Annotated in this window: 12 protein-coding genes; 5 read left to right on the forward strand and 7 right to left on the reverse strand. The window is 68.8% G+C overall.

The window, feature by feature from the left end; all coding sequences use genetic code 11:
- Positions 1 to 63: 63 nt before the first annotated feature.
- From KUV62_RS10855 to dapA, 6 genes are all read right to left on the reverse strand, one after another.
- Positions 64 to 1,380, reverse strand: a complete 1,317-nt coding sequence (locus KUV62_RS10855) for a M16 family metallopeptidase (protein WP_222603709.1) — start codon at positions 1,378 to 1,380, stop codon at positions 64 to 66.
- The gene (locus tag KUV62_RS10860) at positions 1,377 to 2,750 is read right to left on the reverse strand and encodes a M16 family metallopeptidase (RefSeq protein ID WP_222603710.1); all 1,374 of its coding nucleotides are present in this window, start codon (positions 2,748 to 2,750) and stop codon (positions 1,377 to 1,379) included. Before KUV62_RS10860 ends, KUV62_RS10855 begins: the two co-directional genes overlap by 4 nt.
- Before the next feature lie 298 nt (positions 2,751 to 3,048).
- A complete protein-coding gene (locus tag KUV62_RS10865; RefSeq protein WP_315901579.1) occupies positions 3,049 to 3,576 on the reverse strand; it encodes a DUF3035 domain-containing protein in 528 nt (175 codons plus the stop codon).
- Between the two features lie 53 nt (positions 3,577 to 3,629).
- On the reverse strand, positions 3,630 to 4,115 hold the full coding sequence (lspA, locus tag KUV62_RS10870) for a signal peptidase II (RefSeq protein ID WP_222603712.1): 486 nt from the start codon (positions 4,113 to 4,115) through the stop codon (positions 3,630 to 3,632).
- Between the two features lie 68 nt (positions 4,116 to 4,183).
- On the reverse strand, positions 4,184 to 5,350 hold the full coding sequence (locus KUV62_RS10875) for a serine hydrolase (RefSeq protein ID WP_222603713.1): 1,167 nt from the start codon (positions 5,348 to 5,350) through the stop codon (positions 4,184 to 4,186).
- A 132-nt stretch (positions 5,351 to 5,482) separates the two neighbouring features.
- Positions 5,483 to 6,358 carry a 4-hydroxy-tetrahydrodipicolinate synthase gene (gene dapA, locus KUV62_RS10880; RefSeq protein ID WP_222603714.1) on the reverse strand — a complete coding sequence of 292 codons (876 nt, stop codon included), beginning with the start codon at positions 6,356 to 6,358 and terminating at the stop codon, positions 5,483 to 5,485.
- A gap of 136 nt (positions 6,359 to 6,494) precedes the next feature.
- Between dapA and KUV62_RS10885 the strand changes: the two genes are divergently transcribed.
- Positions 6,495 to 8,456, forward strand: a complete 1,962-nt coding sequence (locus tag KUV62_RS10885; protein WP_222603715.1) for a lytic transglycosylase domain-containing protein — start codon at positions 6,495 to 6,497, stop codon at positions 8,454 to 8,456.
- Between the two features lie 124 nt (positions 8,457 to 8,580).
- Here the strand turns inward: KUV62_RS10885 and KUV62_RS10890 are convergent, their stop codons facing one another.
- The gene (locus KUV62_RS10890; protein ID WP_222603716.1) at positions 8,581 to 9,132 is read right to left on the reverse strand and encodes a TIGR00730 family Rossman fold protein; all 552 of its coding nucleotides are present in this window, start codon (positions 9,130 to 9,132) and stop codon (positions 8,581 to 8,583) included.
- A 107-nt stretch (positions 9,133 to 9,239) separates the two neighbouring features.
- Here KUV62_RS10890 and KUV62_RS10895 point away from each other — a divergent pair, with 107 nt between their 5' ends.
- From KUV62_RS10895 to KUV62_RS10910, 4 genes are all read left to right on the forward strand, one after another.
- Entirely contained in the window at positions 9,240 to 10,475 is a 1,236-nt protein-coding gene (locus KUV62_RS10895) for a LysM peptidoglycan-binding domain-containing protein (protein ID WP_222603717.1), read from the forward strand.
- A gap of 263 nt (positions 10,476 to 10,738) precedes the next feature.
- Positions 10,739 to 12,547 carry an ABCB family ABC transporter ATP-binding protein/permease gene (locus KUV62_RS10900; protein ID WP_222603718.1) on the forward strand — a complete coding sequence of 603 codons (1,809 nt, stop codon included), beginning with the start codon at positions 10,739 to 10,741 and terminating at the stop codon, positions 12,545 to 12,547.
- 161 nt (positions 12,548 to 12,708) lie between these two features.
- Positions 12,709 to 14,856, forward strand: a complete 2,148-nt coding sequence (locus KUV62_RS10905; protein ID WP_222603719.1) for a malate synthase G — start codon at positions 12,709 to 12,711, stop codon at positions 14,854 to 14,856.
- Between the two features lie 315 nt (positions 14,857 to 15,171).
- The gene (locus KUV62_RS10910; protein WP_207074495.1) at positions 15,172 to 15,600 is read left to right on the forward strand and encodes a GlcG/HbpS family heme-binding protein; all 429 of its coding nucleotides are present in this window, start codon (positions 15,172 to 15,174) and stop codon (positions 15,598 to 15,600) included.
- Positions 15,601 to 15,659: the final 59 nt, after the last annotated feature.

The raw sequence follows: 15,659 nt of genomic DNA on the forward strand, positions 1-15,659 counted from the left end.
TCACCCCGGAGTATTTTTGACGAAGAGAAGCGCAAGGGGGGCGCCGGGACGGGCGCGCACCGGCTATTGGCCGGGGCTGTCTTCGAGGCCCTCGGGCTGGCCGACCACCACGAAGCGCAGCGCCTCGGGCTGCAGCAGCCGGGCGGCGACGCGGGCGATGTCGTCGCGGCTGACCGCCTCGATCTCGGCGTTGCGGGTGGTGACGTAGTCCGGGGTGAGCCCGTCCATCTGCATGCCCACGAGGATGCGCGCGATCGGGCCGTTGCCGTCGAAGCGCAGCGGGTAGGCGCCGGTGAGGTAGGTCTTGGCCTGCTCGAGCTCGGCCTCTGTCACGCCTTCTTCGGCCATCTTGCGCCACTCGTCGCGGATCACCGAGATCGCCTCGCCGATGCGGTCATTGGCGGAGGCGACGCGGCCCAGGTAGAGCGCCGAGTGGTCCATCGGCACGAGGTAGGAGTACACCCCATAGGTCAGACCACGCTTCTCGCGCACCTCGGTCATCAGTCGCGCCTCGAAGCCGCCGCCGCCGAGGATCTGGTTGAGGACGTAGGCCGGGAAGAAATCCGGGTCGTCGCGGGCGATGCCGGCATGGCCGAACATCGCCACGGATTGCGGCGTCTCGAACGGCACCACGGTGACCCCGGCGGTGGTCTCGGCAGCGATGTCGGCGGGCAGGGGGGCGCCGGTGGCGGGCAGGTCGCCCAGCAGCTCGTCGATCAGCGTGGCGAGCGCCTCGGCGGAGATGTCTCCGGCGGCGGCGATGTAGACCTTGTCGCGGGTCATGCCGGCCTGGTGGGCGGCGACCAGGTCGTCGCGGGTCAGGGCGGTGACGCTCTCCTCGGTGCCTTCCGGCCGTGAGCCGTAGGGGTGATCGCCGAACACCATCGCGTCGAAGCGGGCATTGGCGATGGCGTCGGGATCCCGGGCATCGCTGCGGATGCCGGAGAGCACCTGGGCGCGGACACGCTCGATGGCATCTTCATCGAAGCGCGGGTTGACCAGGCTTTCGCGCAGGAGGGCCGCCGCCTCGTCGCGGTTCTCGGTCAGGAAGCGCGCCGAGACCGAGATCGAATCGGGGCCGGAATCGTAGCGGAAGCTGGCGGCGAGCCCATCACGGGCCTCGGCGAAGCCGCGGGCATCGAGATCGCCGGCGCCCTCCTCGAGCAGGCCCACCATCAGGTTGGTGGCGCCGCGCTTGTCGGGGGCGTCGAGCGACGTGCCGCCCCGGAAGCGGATCTCGAGCGAGGTGAAGGGGATCGAGGGCTCCTCGACCAGCCAGGCGGTGAAACCCATCGGGGTCTCGACGGTCTGGATGTCGGTGGCCGCCAGCGCGGGGGCGGCGAAGAACAGGCTGAAGACGGCGGCGAGAAGCGGTTTCATTGCGAGACCTCATGCTGGGGGGCGTCGGCCGTCTCTTCAGCCATCAGGTAGCCGGTGACCGATTGCTTGCGGTCGAAGACCCGGGCGGCGGCCTCGACGATCTCTTCGGCGGTGATCGATTGCAGCAGCTCGGGCCAGTCCTGCACGTCCTCGATGGTCAGCCCCGAGGTCAGCGCGTTGCCGTAGCGCCGCGCCAGCGACTGGGTGCTGTCCTGCTGGTAGACCAGGTCGGCGTTGAGCTGGAACTTGATGCGGGCGAGCTGGTCGGCATCGACGCCCTCCTCGAGGAAGCGGTGCAGGGCCGCGTCGAGCGCCGCTTCGGCTTCCTCGAGGCTAACATCGGCGACGGGCACCACGACCAGTGTGAAGCTCGACTCGTCATAGGAGGTGCCGTCGTAATAGCTCGCGGTGTGGAGCGCGACCTGGCTGTCGAATTGCAACTCGCGGTTCAGCACCGAGGTCTGGCCGCTGCCAAGCACTTGGTCGAGCAGGGTGAGCGCGGCGGCTGTGCGCTGGTCGCCGGGATCGCGCTCGGGGGCGAGGTAGCGGCGCAACAGGTAGGGCTGGGCGACGCGCGGGTCGCGGTAGACCACCCGGCGCTCGGCCAGTTGCGGCGGCTCCTGCGGGCGCAGGCGCGGGGCGCCGACCTCGGGATTGGCGGCAATGGGGCCGTAATGCTCTTCGGCCAGCGCGCGCACCTCTTCGGGGGTGATATCACCGGCGACGATCAGGATGGCGTTGTTGGGAGCGTAGTGGCGCTCGTAGAAGCTGGTGGCGGCCTCGAGGTCGAGCGCCTCCATCTCGTGGCGCCAGCCGATGATCGGCACGCCGTAGCGGTGGTTCTGATAGAGCGCGGCGCCCATCTGCTCACGCATGAGCGCGGAGGGATCGTTTTCGACCCGCATGTTGCGCTCCTCAATGATGACATCGCGCTCGGTCAGGATGTCCTGCTCGTCGAGCTGGAGATTGACCATGCGGTCGGCCTCCATCTGCATCATCAGGCCGAGCCGATCGGAGGCGATGCGCTGGAAATAGGCGGTCTGGTCGAAGGAGGTGAAGGCGTTGTCGGTGCCGCCGTTCTGCGCCACGACCTTGGAGAATTCGCCGGGTTCCATCGTCTCGGTGCCTTTGAACAGCAGGTGCTCGAGGAAATGCGCGACGCCGGAGGTGCCGGCGGTCTCGTCGGCGGAGCCGGCGCGGTACCAGACCATGTGCACGACGACCGGAGCGCGGTGATCCTCGATGACCACGACCTCCATGCCGTTGTCGAGGGTGAAGTCGGTGACCTGGTTCGAGGTCTCCTCGGCCAGCGCCGGCGGCGTGGTCAGCGTGACGGCGGCGAGCGTGAGGGCCGCGGCAAGTCTCTTCATCGGCAGTATCCCGGTCTGATCCCTAGGTCAGAAGAAACTACGCGGAGTTGTCGGCTATTCAAGCCGGCCTTGCGGATTCGTGATGGCTCGGCGGGATGGGAAGAGACCGGGTGGGCGCTCGGCGAGCGCTCTACGGTGGGCTGGCGACATGTTGAGAGGGATCGTCCGACCCGGCGGACTGAAAGCGGTGGTCCGCAGGGTCGATCTCGGGCTGGCGTCGGGGGCGCCTAGGGTCGGACCGGGAGGCGCCTGCGCTGCGGTGGCAGGTCTCGGGCGCCGGAGGGAAACCCGGCCTGGCTCAGTCGTTCCAGCCTTCCGGCGGGGCGGAAGGCGTCTCGATGCCGGCGCGGCGATAGGCTTCGAGCGCGTCGTAGCTGTTGAGCCACTGCTCGCGATAGGCGTCGTAATACTCGTCTTGCGGCACGACCTTCCAGCTGAAGCGCGACTTGCGCTTGCGGTACTCGAGATCGGCGACGGCCAGTTCGGCGCGGATGTTGGGGTCGGTGCCGTAGCGGCCCGCGCGCTGCAGCAGCGCACCATTGCCAGCGGGGCTGCCGCCCTCGTTGAGGCGCGCCGGGTTGCCGCCCAGCGCGGCGACGGCATCGGCCTTGGGATTCTGGTCGGTGCGGTTGGCGCTGCCGGGGGTGGGCACCGGCAGGGCGTTCATCGCCGGGGGCGTCTCGAGCGGCTTGTTCGGGACGATGGCGAATTCCTCTGGCGTGCCACTGTTGGTCTTGAGGTAGTGCAGGCGGATGTCCCGCTCGCCCGACGAACAGCCGGCGAGACCCATCAGCCCCATCACGATCATGACCTGCGACAGCTTCATTGCCATTCTCCGGTTCTTGCCTGTGTCTGCTTTAACGTATCGAGCCCGCGTCGTCACGAGCCGTTTTTCCCGGCCTTCTTGCCGCCGCCGGGCGCGAAGACCAGCCCGAGCGCCCCGGCGAAGATCGCGATGTCGGCGACGTTGAAGGCGAAGGGGTTGTCGATGCCGCAGCATGACATGTTGAGAAAATCCGCCACCGCGCCGTAGAGCAGGCGGTCGATCACGTTGCCCAGCGCGCCGCCGATCAGCAGCCCGCCCGAGACCAGTCCGAGCCGGCCCGGCGGGTCGCGGCGCAGCCAGACCAGCACGAAGAGCACGATGCCCAGCGCCACCGAGATCAGGATCCACTTTGTGGCCTCGGTGCCGCCGTTGAGCAGACCGAAATTGATGCCGTAGTTCCATGCCATGCGGAAATTCAGGAACGGCGGCAGCACGTCGATTGCGAGCCGGCTGTCGAGCGACATCACATGCACCACCAGCCACTTGCTGAGCTGGTCGAGAACGAGGGTAATCAACGCTACCCAGGCCACTGTCTTCATGCTGTCTTCCCCGGTCTTGCCTGCGCGCCCCGATCTAGCCTGTGCGGGCCCGGATGGAAAGCCACGGCTCAGGACTGCCCGTGCAGGCTGCGCAGGAAGGCGCCAAAGGCGGCGATCGCGGTGGTCTCGGGGATCGCGCCGGGATCGTTGACGGTCAGCGCCACGCAATGCTGCCGGCCTTCGGTGTCGGTGAGCCAGGCGGTGAAGTTGAGCACGCCGGTCTCGGAGCCGCCCTTGTAGGAGATGCTCTGCCAGAGGCCCGATTGCGCGACGACGGGGCCGGGATTGACCTGCATCATCGGTAGCGCGGCCAGCGGGCTGCCCAGAGCGCAGAGCCGGTCGAGCGGGAGATACCATTCGAGCCCCGCATCGTGCGGGCCCATGACCGCCTCGATGGCGGGCAGGGTCTCGGCGGCGCTGGCGGCGATGGCGGGTTTGCCTGCGGGGGCGGCGGCGAGCCAGTCGGCGCGGCGGTCGGCATCGGCCTTGAGGGCGAAGAATTCGCGGGTGGTCAGCAGCTCTTCCGGGGCGATCCCGAGCTGTGCGGCCACGGGCGCGTGGCCCAGCAGGTCGATCAGCAGGTCGGAGGCGGTGTTGTCGCTCTCGGCGATCATCGCGAGAGCGGCGCTGTGCAGCGTTACCGGCGAATCGTCGGGGAAGTCCTGCATCCGCCCCGAGGGCAGCGAGCGGTGGCGCTCTTCCAGCCGCACCACATCGGTCCAGTCGCGGCGCCCGGCCTCGATTTCCTCGACCAACGCCGCCAGCACGCCGATCTTGAAGGCCGAGCCCACGGCGAGCGGCTCGGCCGCACGTTGCTCTGAGATCACCGTGCCGTCGCGTGTGGCGAGCCAGGCGACGTCTTCCCCGAGCTCGTTCAGCAGCGCCTCGGCGCTGGCGAGATCGGTGACGCGCGGCTCCGGCGCGCCGAACCAGAGCGTCGAGACCCGGCCCTCGGCGTCGAAGGCGATGCGGGCGGGCAGCCGGTGGGTGTCAGACTGCACCACGTAGTCGCGCCCCTTGCCGTCGATCCGGGCGACCGGGCCGATGGCGCTGCTCAGCCCGTCGAGAACCTGCGCGAGGGTCTCGGGCGGCACGCTGTCGAGAAAGGCCGGGGCCATCGCGACCTCTTCGCCGCCGCGCGACAGCAGCATGCGCAGGGCGCGCTCTTCATCGTCGCCCGCGCTGACCGCACCGGCGGGGGCGAGAAAGGCGAACAGGACTGCCAGGAACCGCATGGGCGCTCCTCTCCAGAGTTTCCGGCAGGCTGCGCAGGATTCCTTGTGATGGCAAGGTCTTGAAATGCAAACGGCCGGGACATGCCCGGCCGTTTCCTATCTTTGCGGCCGCGTGCGCGGCAACATGCCGGCTCAGTTCAGCAGGCCGGCATGGCGCAGCGCATCGTCGATGCGGGCGCGCACCGGCTCGGTCACCGGCAGCAGCGGCAGGCGCATCTCTTCATCGCAGAGCCCGAGGCGCGACATGGCGTATTTCGCGCCGCAGAGGCCGGGCTCGGCGAAGATCGCCTGGTGCAGCGGCATCAGCCGGTCCTGGATGGTGAGCGCCTTGCCGTAATCGCCGGCCAGCGTCGCCTCCTGCAGCTGCGAGCACAGCGCCGGGGCGGCATTCGCCGTCACCGAGATGCAGCCGACGCCGCCCTGGGCGTTGAAGCCATGCGCGGTGGCGTCCTCGCCGGAGATCTGCAGGAAGTCGGGCCCGCAGGTGATGCGCTGGGCGCAGACCCGCGCCAGATCGCCGGTGGCATCCTTTACGCCGATGATGCGCGGCAGCTTGGCCAGCTCGCCCATGGTGGCGGGCGTCATGTCCACCGCCGAGCGGCCGGGGATGTTGTAGATCACGATCGGGATATTGGCGCAGTCGTGCAGCGCGGTGAAATGCGCGATCAGCCCGGCCTGGGTCGGCTTGTTGTAATAGGGCGTGACCACGAGCGCGGCATCGGCACCGACCTTCTCGGCGAACTGCACGAAGCGGATCGCCTCGTCGGTGTTGTTGGAGCCGGCCCCGGCGACCACCGGAATGCGCCCCGCCACCGCGGTGACGACGCATTCGATCACCGCCTCGTGTTCCTTGTGGGTCAGGGTCGGGCTCTCGCCGGTGGTGCCGACGGGCACGAGCCCGTGGCTGCCCTGCTCGATATGCCACTCGACCAGCCGTTTGAGCGTGTCGAAGTCCACTGCGCCGTCTTTAAACGGCGTGACCAGGGCAGGCATAGAACCTTTCAACATGACACGCTCCTCTTGTGTGTTAACGTTCTCTCCGTGGATCTTCGCCAGCCTGAAGGGAATGTGAATTGAAGCCCACATGGCGCGCGATATCCTCTGGAGCGCGTCTATTCCTTTTCAGATCGGAAATTGCAAGCTCATGTCGCGCCTCTGGGCCATCCTCCTCTCGCTTACGCTGGGCATCCCGGCCGCTCTTCCCACTGCCGCAAGGGCCGACCGTCCGCTGGCTGAAGCCATGCAGGCCATGCGCGAGGGCAACTGGGCCGCGGCGCTGATCGATTCGCGCGGCGACGGCCAGCCGGCGCTCGACGTGATCCTCTGGCACTACCTGCGCGCCAGCCGCGGCGACCCCGCGCAGATCATGGCATTCATCGAGCGCAACCCCGACTGGCCGGGCATGCCCTACCTGCGCGAGAAGAGCGAGATCGCGATCTCTGAATCCGGCGACAACGCCGTCATCCGCGCCTTCTTCGACGGCTACCGCCCGCAGACCGGCGCCGGCGCGCTGGCGCTGGCGCGCAGCTACATGGCCGAGGGCGAGCGCGGCGCGGCGGAGGCCGAGGTCGTGCTGGCGTGGCGCACGCTGGCGCTGTCCTCCGAGGAGCGCTCGAGCTTCCTGTCGCAATGGGGCGAGCTGCTGAAAGCCCACCACGAGGCCCGGCTCGACATGGCGCTCTGGCAGGGCTGGGAATCCAACGCCCGTGCCATCCTGCCGCTGGTGAGCGAGGACTGGCGCGCGCTGGCCGAGGCCCGAATCGCCCTGCGCGACATGGCTCCCGGCGTCGACGGGCTGATCGAGAAGGTGCCCGCGGCGCTGCGCGATCACCCCGGCCTCGCCTATGAGCGTTTCCTCTGGCGCGTCCGCAAGGGCCGCACCGATGATGCCATCGCGCTGCTGCTCGAGCATTCGAAGAGCGCCGAGACGCTGGGCGAGCCGTGGGCCTGGGCCGGACGGCGCGACGATCTTGCGCATTCGCTGATGCTGAAAGGCGAGTATCGCACGGCCTACCAGGTCGCCTCGACGCACCATCTCTCGGAAGGCTCGGACTTTGCCGCGCTCGAGTGGCTCGCGGGCTATCTCTCGCTGCGCTTCCTCGACAACCCGCAGCGCGCGCTGGCGCATTTCCAGGGCCACGGCGGCGCGGTCGACACGCCGATCTCGCTCGGCCGTGCCGGCTACTGGACCGGCCGCGCGCAGGAGGCGCTGGGCAACGCCGAGGCGGCGCAGACCGCTTACGAGCAGGGCGCCCGCTGGCAGACCTCGTTCTACGGGCTCCTGGCTGCCGAGAAGGCGGGCGTGGCTCCGAACCCGGCACTGGCCGGCACCGAGGAATTCCCCGACTGGAACAGCGCCGCCTTCACCGAGAGCAGCGTCTACAAGGCGGCGATCCTGCTGCTGGCGTCGGGCGAGCTGACGCTGGGCGAGCGCTTCCTCACCCACCTGGCGGAAGGGCTCGACCGGCAGCAGATCGGCCAGCTAGGCGACATGCTCGCCGAGATGGGCCGGCCGCATGTGCAGGTCATGGTCGGCAAGCGCGCCGCGCGCTTCGGCGTCGAGCTGCCGGGGCCGTATTACGCGCTGCATCCCGATCTGGTCGCGACCGAGTTCCCGGTGCCCAAGGAGATGGTGCTCGCCATCGCGCGGCGCGAGTCGGAGTTCGACCCGGCGGTGGTCTCCCATGCCGGGGCGCGCGGGCTGATGCAGCTGATGCCGGGCACCGCGCGGGAGGTATCCGGTTGGCTCGACATCGCCTATTCCCATGACGGGCTGACCTCCGACCCGGCCTACAACGCACGGCTCGGCTCGACCTATCTCGCCCGGCTCTCGGATCGCTTCGACGGCAACGTGGTGATGATGTCGGCGGGCTACAATGCCGGGCCGGGGCGGCCGATCCGCTGGATGGAGCAGTTCGGCGATCCGCGGAAGGGCGAGATCGACGTGGTCGACTGGATCGAGATGATTCCGTTCAACGAGACCCGCAACTACGTCATGCGGGTCTCCGAAAGCCTGCCGGTCTACCGCGCCCGCCTGGGCCGCGATCCGCTGCCGGTGCCGTTCTCGGAAGAGCTGATCGGCAGCACCCTGCGCCGGACCGACTGAGGCCGGGCAGGGGGCGCGCATCTGGCGCGCCCCGAGCCCATTGCCATGTGAGGCGCGACAGACCGCCGACGATCCGCCCGCGGGCCGCTCGGTGTCGCGTCGGGAGGGCGGTGTCGCTTCGCGCTCAGCTCAAGGCGCGGCGCAGGATCTCCATCACGCCGTCGGCGGTCTCGGCGCTTTGCACGAAATCGAGCAAGGAATGGTCGGCGAAGCCCTCGTCGACCACGTGATGCAGCAGCGACTTGAGCGGACCCCAGAAGCCATCGGCATCGAGCAGCACGATGGGCTTGTCGTGCAGCCCGAGCTGGCGCCATGTCAGCACCTCGAAGAACTCATCGAGACTGCCGGCACCGCCCGGCATCATCACGATGGCATCGGCGTTCATCACCATGACCTTCTTGCGCTCGTGCATCGTCTCGGTGATGATGAAGCGGGTGAGATCGGTCTTGCCGACCTCGCGCTGCAGCAGGTGCGTGGGGATCACCCCGAAGGTCTCGCCGCCGCTGGCCTGCGCCGCGCGCGCCACGACCCCCATCAGCCCGACATCTCCGGCCCCGTAGACCAGCCGCCAGTTCTCGGCGGCCAGCGCCCGGCCCATTTGCTCGGCGGCGTCGGTATAGGAGGCGGCGCGTCCCGGGCGCGAGCCGCAGTAGACGCAGACGGATTTGTGGATCATGCTGAGACTCGGAAAAAATTGCGGTTTTGACCCCTGATAACGGGATTGTTATACCATCTCAACAGCGCTGCGCTGCAGCGTCACTTGGGGACATGGATAGCACGACGATGACAAAGGCTCTTGGCTGGGGGATTCTGGGCGCGGTGGCGCTGGCGGCACTGCTTTATCTGGCCGGACTGATCGGGCCGGAGACTGGGCCGCTCAGTCTCGTCGCGCCGGTCGAGACCGCGTCGGTCGAGGAGACCAGCGAGGACGGCGCCGCGCCCGCGCTGGCCTCTTCGGCGCCGGCAGCACCCGAGGCGCCGGATGCCTTGGCCGCTCCCGCCGAGCCCGCGGAAAGCGCCGCAACCCCGGACGAGGCGGTCGCCGACGCGCCCGCCGAGGCACCGGCAGAGCCCGCGCCGCCGCGTTTCGACCTGGTCCGCGCCGATCCCGGCGGGCAGACGCTGGTGGCCGGCAGCGCCGCGCCCGGTGCGCAGGTCTCGGTGCTGCTCGATGGCGAGGCGCAGCCTGTGGCCTCGGCCGATTCTTCGGGCCGGTTTGCCATGTTCCTCGACCTGCCGCCCTCCGCCGACCCGCGGGTGCTGCGTCTGAGCATGAAGCTCGACGGGCAGGAGATCGCCTCGAGCGAAGAGGTCATCCTCGCGCCGCCGCCGCCCTCCGAGACGCCGGAACCGCCGGCTGCCGGCGATGCCGCCGAGGCCGGCAGCGTTGCGAGCGCCACCGCCTCTGAGACGGACGCCGCTCCCGTTCCCGTTCCCGCAGCCGATGCGACCGCCGCGCTTGCCGCCGCGGAGCCCGAGACGGCTCCCGCCGTCCTGCTCTCCACCGAGGCCGGGGTCGAGGTTCTGCAGGGCGGCGAGGCGCTGCCCGAGGGGCAGGTCGCCATCGACGCCATCACCTATGACGAGACGGGCGGGGTGACCCTGTCGGGACGCGGCAGCAGTGCCGCCGGCCTGCGGATCTATCTCGACAACCGCGCCGTCGCGAGCGCCGAAGTGCCGGAATCCGGCCGCTGGCAGGTCGATCTGCCCGAGGTCGCGGGCGGCACCTACACGTTGCGCGTCGACCAACTCTCCGAGGCCGGCGCCGTCACCGCCCGCGCCGAGAGCCCGTTCCTGCGCGAGGAGCCGGCGAAGCTCGCCGCCGCCGCGGATGATGCGGATGCCGGCGAGGCCGCGCTTACCGCGGTCACCGTGCAGCCCGGTCACACGCTCTGGGCGCTGGCCCGCGACCGCTACGGCGAGGGGCTCGCCTATGTGAAGGTCTTCGAGGCCAACCGCGACCAGATCCGCAACCCGGACCTGATCTATCCCGGCCAGATCTTCGACCTTCCGGAGTGAGCCTGCGCCGCTCGCCCGGCCAAGGCGCGGGGCGGTGAGCCCGGACGCCTCCGGCGGGAGTATTTTTGACGAAGAGAAGACAGGGGTGCGGCGCTCCTGTCTTCTCTGGTTTTCAAATACCTCGGGGTGAATTGGCGCGTAGCGCCAAGAGGGGCAGCGCCCCTGCAACGCTGGACCGGCCCGCGCCGAGGCCGGGGGTGGTCTGGTTCTCCGCGGCGCGGCAAGGTAAGGCAGGCGGGACAGCTCGCCACCACGGACCTGCCATGCCGCCTGAGACCACCGCCGAGATCGCCCGCGAGGAACGTCGCTCGGGCCTGCGCACCATTCGCCGCGTCTGGCCCTATCTCTGGCCCGAGGGGCAGGCTTGGGTGAAGCGCCGGGTGGTGATCGCGCTGGGCTTGCTGCTGCTCGCCAAGCTGATCGCCGTGGGCACGCCGATCCTCTACAAGCGCGCCGTCGACAGCCTCTCGGGCGAGGTCCCCGACCTGATGCTGGGCGCGGTCGGGCTGACCATCGCCTACGGGCTGGCGCGGCTGATGACCGTGGGCTTCCAGCAGGCCCGCGACGGTGTCTTCGCCCGCGTCGGCCAGCGCGCGCTGCGCCAGCTGGCGCTCGAGACCTTCACCCATATCCACCGCCTGTCGCTGCGCTACCACATCAGCCGCAAGACCGGCGGGCTGTCGCGGATCATCGAGCGCGGGGTCAAGGGGGTCGAGTTCCTGCTGCGCTTCATGCTGTTCAGCGTCGGGCCGCTGATCATCGAGCTGACGCTGGTGGCGGGGGTGCTCTTCTTCCTCTTCGACGTCTGGTATCTCGCCGTCGTGGTGGTCACCATCGCGCTCTATGTCTGGTTCACCTTCAAGGTCACCGAGTGGCGGGTGCGGCTGCGCCGGACGATGAACCAGCAGGACACCGACGCCAACCAGAAGGCCATCGACAGCCTGCTGAACTTCGAGACGGTGAAGTATTTCGGCGCCGAGGCGCGCGAGGCGGCGCGCTATGACGCCGCCATGAAGGGCTACGAGGCGGCGGCGGTGAAGACCGCGACCTCGCTGGCCTTCCTCAATTTCGGCCAGTCCTTCCTGATCACCACCGGGCTCGTGATCGTCATGGTGATGGCGGCGCTTGGCGTGGAGAACGGCGCCCTGACGGTGGGTGATTTCGTGATGGTCAACGCCTACATGATCCAGATCACCATGCCGCTGAACTTCCTCGGCACGGTCTATCGCGAGATCCGCCAGAGCCTCGTCGACATGGGCGAGATGTTCGACCTGCTCGACAGTCCGCGTGATGTCACCGACAGGCCCGGCGCGCCGGCCATCGCGGTGGCGGGCGGCGTGGTGCGCTTCGAGGAGGTGCGCTTCGGCTACGATCCCGAGCGCCCGATCCTCAAGGGCGTCTCGCTCGAGGTGGGCGCGGGGCAGAACGTGGCGCTGGTCGGGCCCTCTGGGTCGGGAAAGTCGACCATCGGGCGTCTGCTGTTCCGGTTCTACGATGTCGGTGGCGGGGCGATCCGCATCGACGGTCAGGATCTGCGCGACGTCACGCAGGACAGCCTGCACGGCGCCATCGGCGTGGTGCCGCAGGACACGGTGCTGTTCAACGACACCATCCGCTACAACATCGCCTATGGCCGTGACGGCGCCACCGAGGACGAGATCGTGGCGGCGGCGAAATCGGCGCAGATCCACGATTTCATCCAGAGCCTGCCCGAGGGCTACGACACCCAGGTGGGCGAGCGCGGGCTGAAGCTCTCGGGCGGAGAGAAGCAGCGGGTGGGCATCGCGCGCACGCTGCTGAAGAACCCGCCGATCCTGCTGCTCGACGAGGCCACCTCGGCGCTCGACACAGAGACCGAAGCCGAGATCCAGACCGCGCTGAAGCGCGCGGGCGAGGGCCGCACGGTGATCACCATCGCGCACCGTCTCTCGACGATCGCCGATGCCGACCGCATCGTCGTCCTGGAGAAGGGCGAGGTCGTCGAGGAGGGCACCCACGAGGCGCTTCTGGCGCGCGGCGGGCGCTATGCCCAGCTCTGGGCGCGGCAGCAGGCGGATCGCGACGCCGCCTGAGTCCAGGCTCATTCCAGGCTGAAACAGGCACACCCCGCGCAAGGGGTGTGTCCCTGCGTGCCTAAATTGGTCAAATAAACTGACCGCACTTGTTTCCGATCGGAAACTCTCCTACACGTCGGGAAACTTACCACTGCCCGAATCCTGCCAGGAGGCTTGCCATGAGCGACCGCATCACCCGCAACGGTCTTCAGATCGACCGTGTTCTGTTCGATTTCCTCGAAAAGAAGGCGCTGCCGGGCAGCGGCGTGGCGGCGGAGACGTTCTGGGAGAAGCTCTCGGAGCTGGCGCATGGGTTCGGCCCGCGCAACGCGGCGCTGCTCGAGAAACGCGACCGCCTGCAGACGCAGCTCGACGACTGGCACAAGGCGCGCAAGGGCCAGGCGCATGACGTGCAGGCCTACCGCGCCTTCCTCGAGGAGATCGGCTATCTCGTGCCGGAGGGCGGCGCTTTCGAGATCGAGACGCAGAACACCGACCCGGAATTCGCCTCGGTGCCCGGGCCGCAGCTCGTGGTGCCGATCACCAATGCACGCTACGCGCTGAACGCCGCCAATGCCCGCTGGGGCTCGCTCTACGATGCCTATTACGGCACCGACGCGCTGGGCTCGCTGCCGGGCAAGGGCGGCTTCGACATGGCGCGTGCCGGCGAGGTGGTCAAGGCGGCGAAGGCCTTCCTCGACGCCACCTTCCCGGTCAATGGCGGCAGCCATGCCGGTGCCGATGCCTATACCGTCGAGGGCGGGACGCTGCGCGTCTCGGGCAAGCCGCTGCTGAGCCCGGCGCAGTTTGCCGGCTACCGCGGCGCGGCGGAGGCGCCGGAGGCGATCCTGCTGCGCAACAACGGCCTGCACGTGGAGCTGGTCATCGACCGGGACCACTTCATCGGCAAGACCGATGCGGCGGGGCTCGCGGATGTGCTGATGGAGGCGGCGGTCTCGGCGATCATGGACTGCGAGGATTCGGTCGCCTGCGTCGACGCCGAGGAGAAGGCGCTGGCCTATGGCAACTGGCTCGGCCTGATGAAGGGCGACCTGGTCGACACATTCGAGAAGGGCGGCAAGCAGGTCACGCGGAAGCTGCATGGCGACCGCGTCTACAGCGCGCCGGATGGCTCGGAGCTGGTGCTCAAGGGGCGTTCGATGATGCTGGTGCGCAATGTCGGCCACCTGATGACCAACCCGGCGATCCTGCTGGAGGACGGCTCGGAGATCTTCGAAGGGCTGATGGACGCGATGGTGACCACGCTGATCGCCAAGCATGACCTGTCGAAGAGTGAAGGGCCGCGCAACTCGGTCAAGGGCTCGGTCTACGTGGTGAAGCCGAAGATGCACGGGCCGGAGGAGGTCGCCTTCGCGGACGAGATCTTCAGCTTCGTGGAAGCGGCGCTTGGCCTGCCGCAATACACCGTGAAGCTCGGCATCATGGACGAAGAACGCCGCACCAGCGTCAACCTCAAGGAATGCATCCGCGCCGCGAAGCACCGCGTGGCCTTCATCAACACCGGCTTCCTCGACCGCACCGGCGACGAGATGCACAGCGTGATGGAAGCCGGCCCGATGATCCGCAAGGGCGACATGAAGGGCACCGCCTGGATCGCCTCCTACGAGGATCGCAACGTCGATATCGGCCTCGCCTGCGGACTGCGCGGCAAGGCGCAGATCGGCAAGGGCATGTGGGCCATGCCGGATCTGATGGCGGACATGCTGAAGGCCAAGATCGGCCACCCGAAGGCGGGGGCCAACTGCGCCTGGGTGCCGTCGCCCACCGCCGCGACGCTGCACGCGCTGCATTACCACGCGGTCGACGTGCTGGCGCGTCAGGCGGAGATCGCCGCAGGGGGCCCGCGCGGCACGCTCGAGGACCTGCTGAGCATCCCGGTGGCCGAGGGTGCCAACTGGTCGGACGCGGAGATCCGCGAGGAGATCGAGAACAACGCGCAGGGCATCCTGGGCTACGTGGTGCGCTGGGTCGACCAGGGCGTCGGTTGCTCGAAGGTGCCGGATATTCACGACGTGGGGCTGATGGAAGACCGCGCGACCTGCCGGATCTCCTCGCAGCACCTGGCCAACTGGCTGTATCACGGCGTGGTCTCGGAGGCGGAGGTCATGGCGGTGATGAAGCGCATGGCCGAGGTGGTGGACCGGCAGAATGCCGGCGACGCGGCCTACCGGCCGATGGCGCCGGGCTATGACGGGCCGGCCTTCAAGGCCGCCTGCGACCTGGTCTTCGAGGGGCGGGTGCAGCCTTCGGGTTATACCGAGCCGGTTCTGCACCGCCGCCGGCTCGAACTGAAGGCGGCCGGCTGAGCGCGACGAGGGATTGCGCCGCGGGCTTTGCCCGCGGCGCCCGGCCGGGGGGGCCCGGCCGGCGGCCCTGCGGGCCGCCGGCCGAGAGATGAGAGGTGCGCGCCGGCCCTGCGGGCCGGTGGTCGGGCAAGAGAGGTTGGGCAAGAAAAGCGCCGGCCCTGCGGGCCGGTGGTTTTGAGTGAGCAAGGGCTGCCGGTCCGCGAGGGCGGCGGACGAGGGGGAGGGGCGCTGCCCCTCTGCCGCGCGGGGCGCGCGGCATTCACCCCGAGGTATTTTTGAACCAGAGAAGATGCAGGGACGCAGAGGAGAGTATCGATGGCTGCAATTTCACTGAGCCGGGCGCGGGTGATGATCCGCAAGACCTTCGAGACGGGCAAGGAGATGGGGCTGAACCCGCTCTCGGCCGTGGTGCTGGACGCGGGCGGGCATGTCATTGCCTTCGAGCGCCAGGACGGCGCCAGCCCGGGGCGGTTCCAGATCGCCCAGGGCAAGGCCTATGGTGCCGTGATGCTGGGCATGCCGGGCAGTGCACAGATGGCGCGCGCTGAGGCACAGGCCTATTTCATCGCCGCCGCCAACGGCGCCTTCGGCGGCCAGATGATCCCGGTGCCGGGCGGCGTATTGGTCAAGGATTCCAAGGGCCGCGTCATGGGCGCGCTGGGCGTCACCGGCGACAGCTCCGACAACGATGCGACTGCCGCGAAAGCGGGCGTCGAGGCCGCCGGACTGGTCGCCGAGGTCTGAGCCACCTTTCGTAAGCCCTGCTGCTGCACTATGTTGCGGTGCAGCAGCAGCGAGAAAGA

Source organism: Salipiger bermudensis (assembly GCF_019801965.1).
Classification (GTDB): domain Bacteria; phylum Pseudomonadota; class Alphaproteobacteria; order Rhodobacterales; family Rhodobacteraceae; genus Salipiger; species Salipiger bermudensis_A.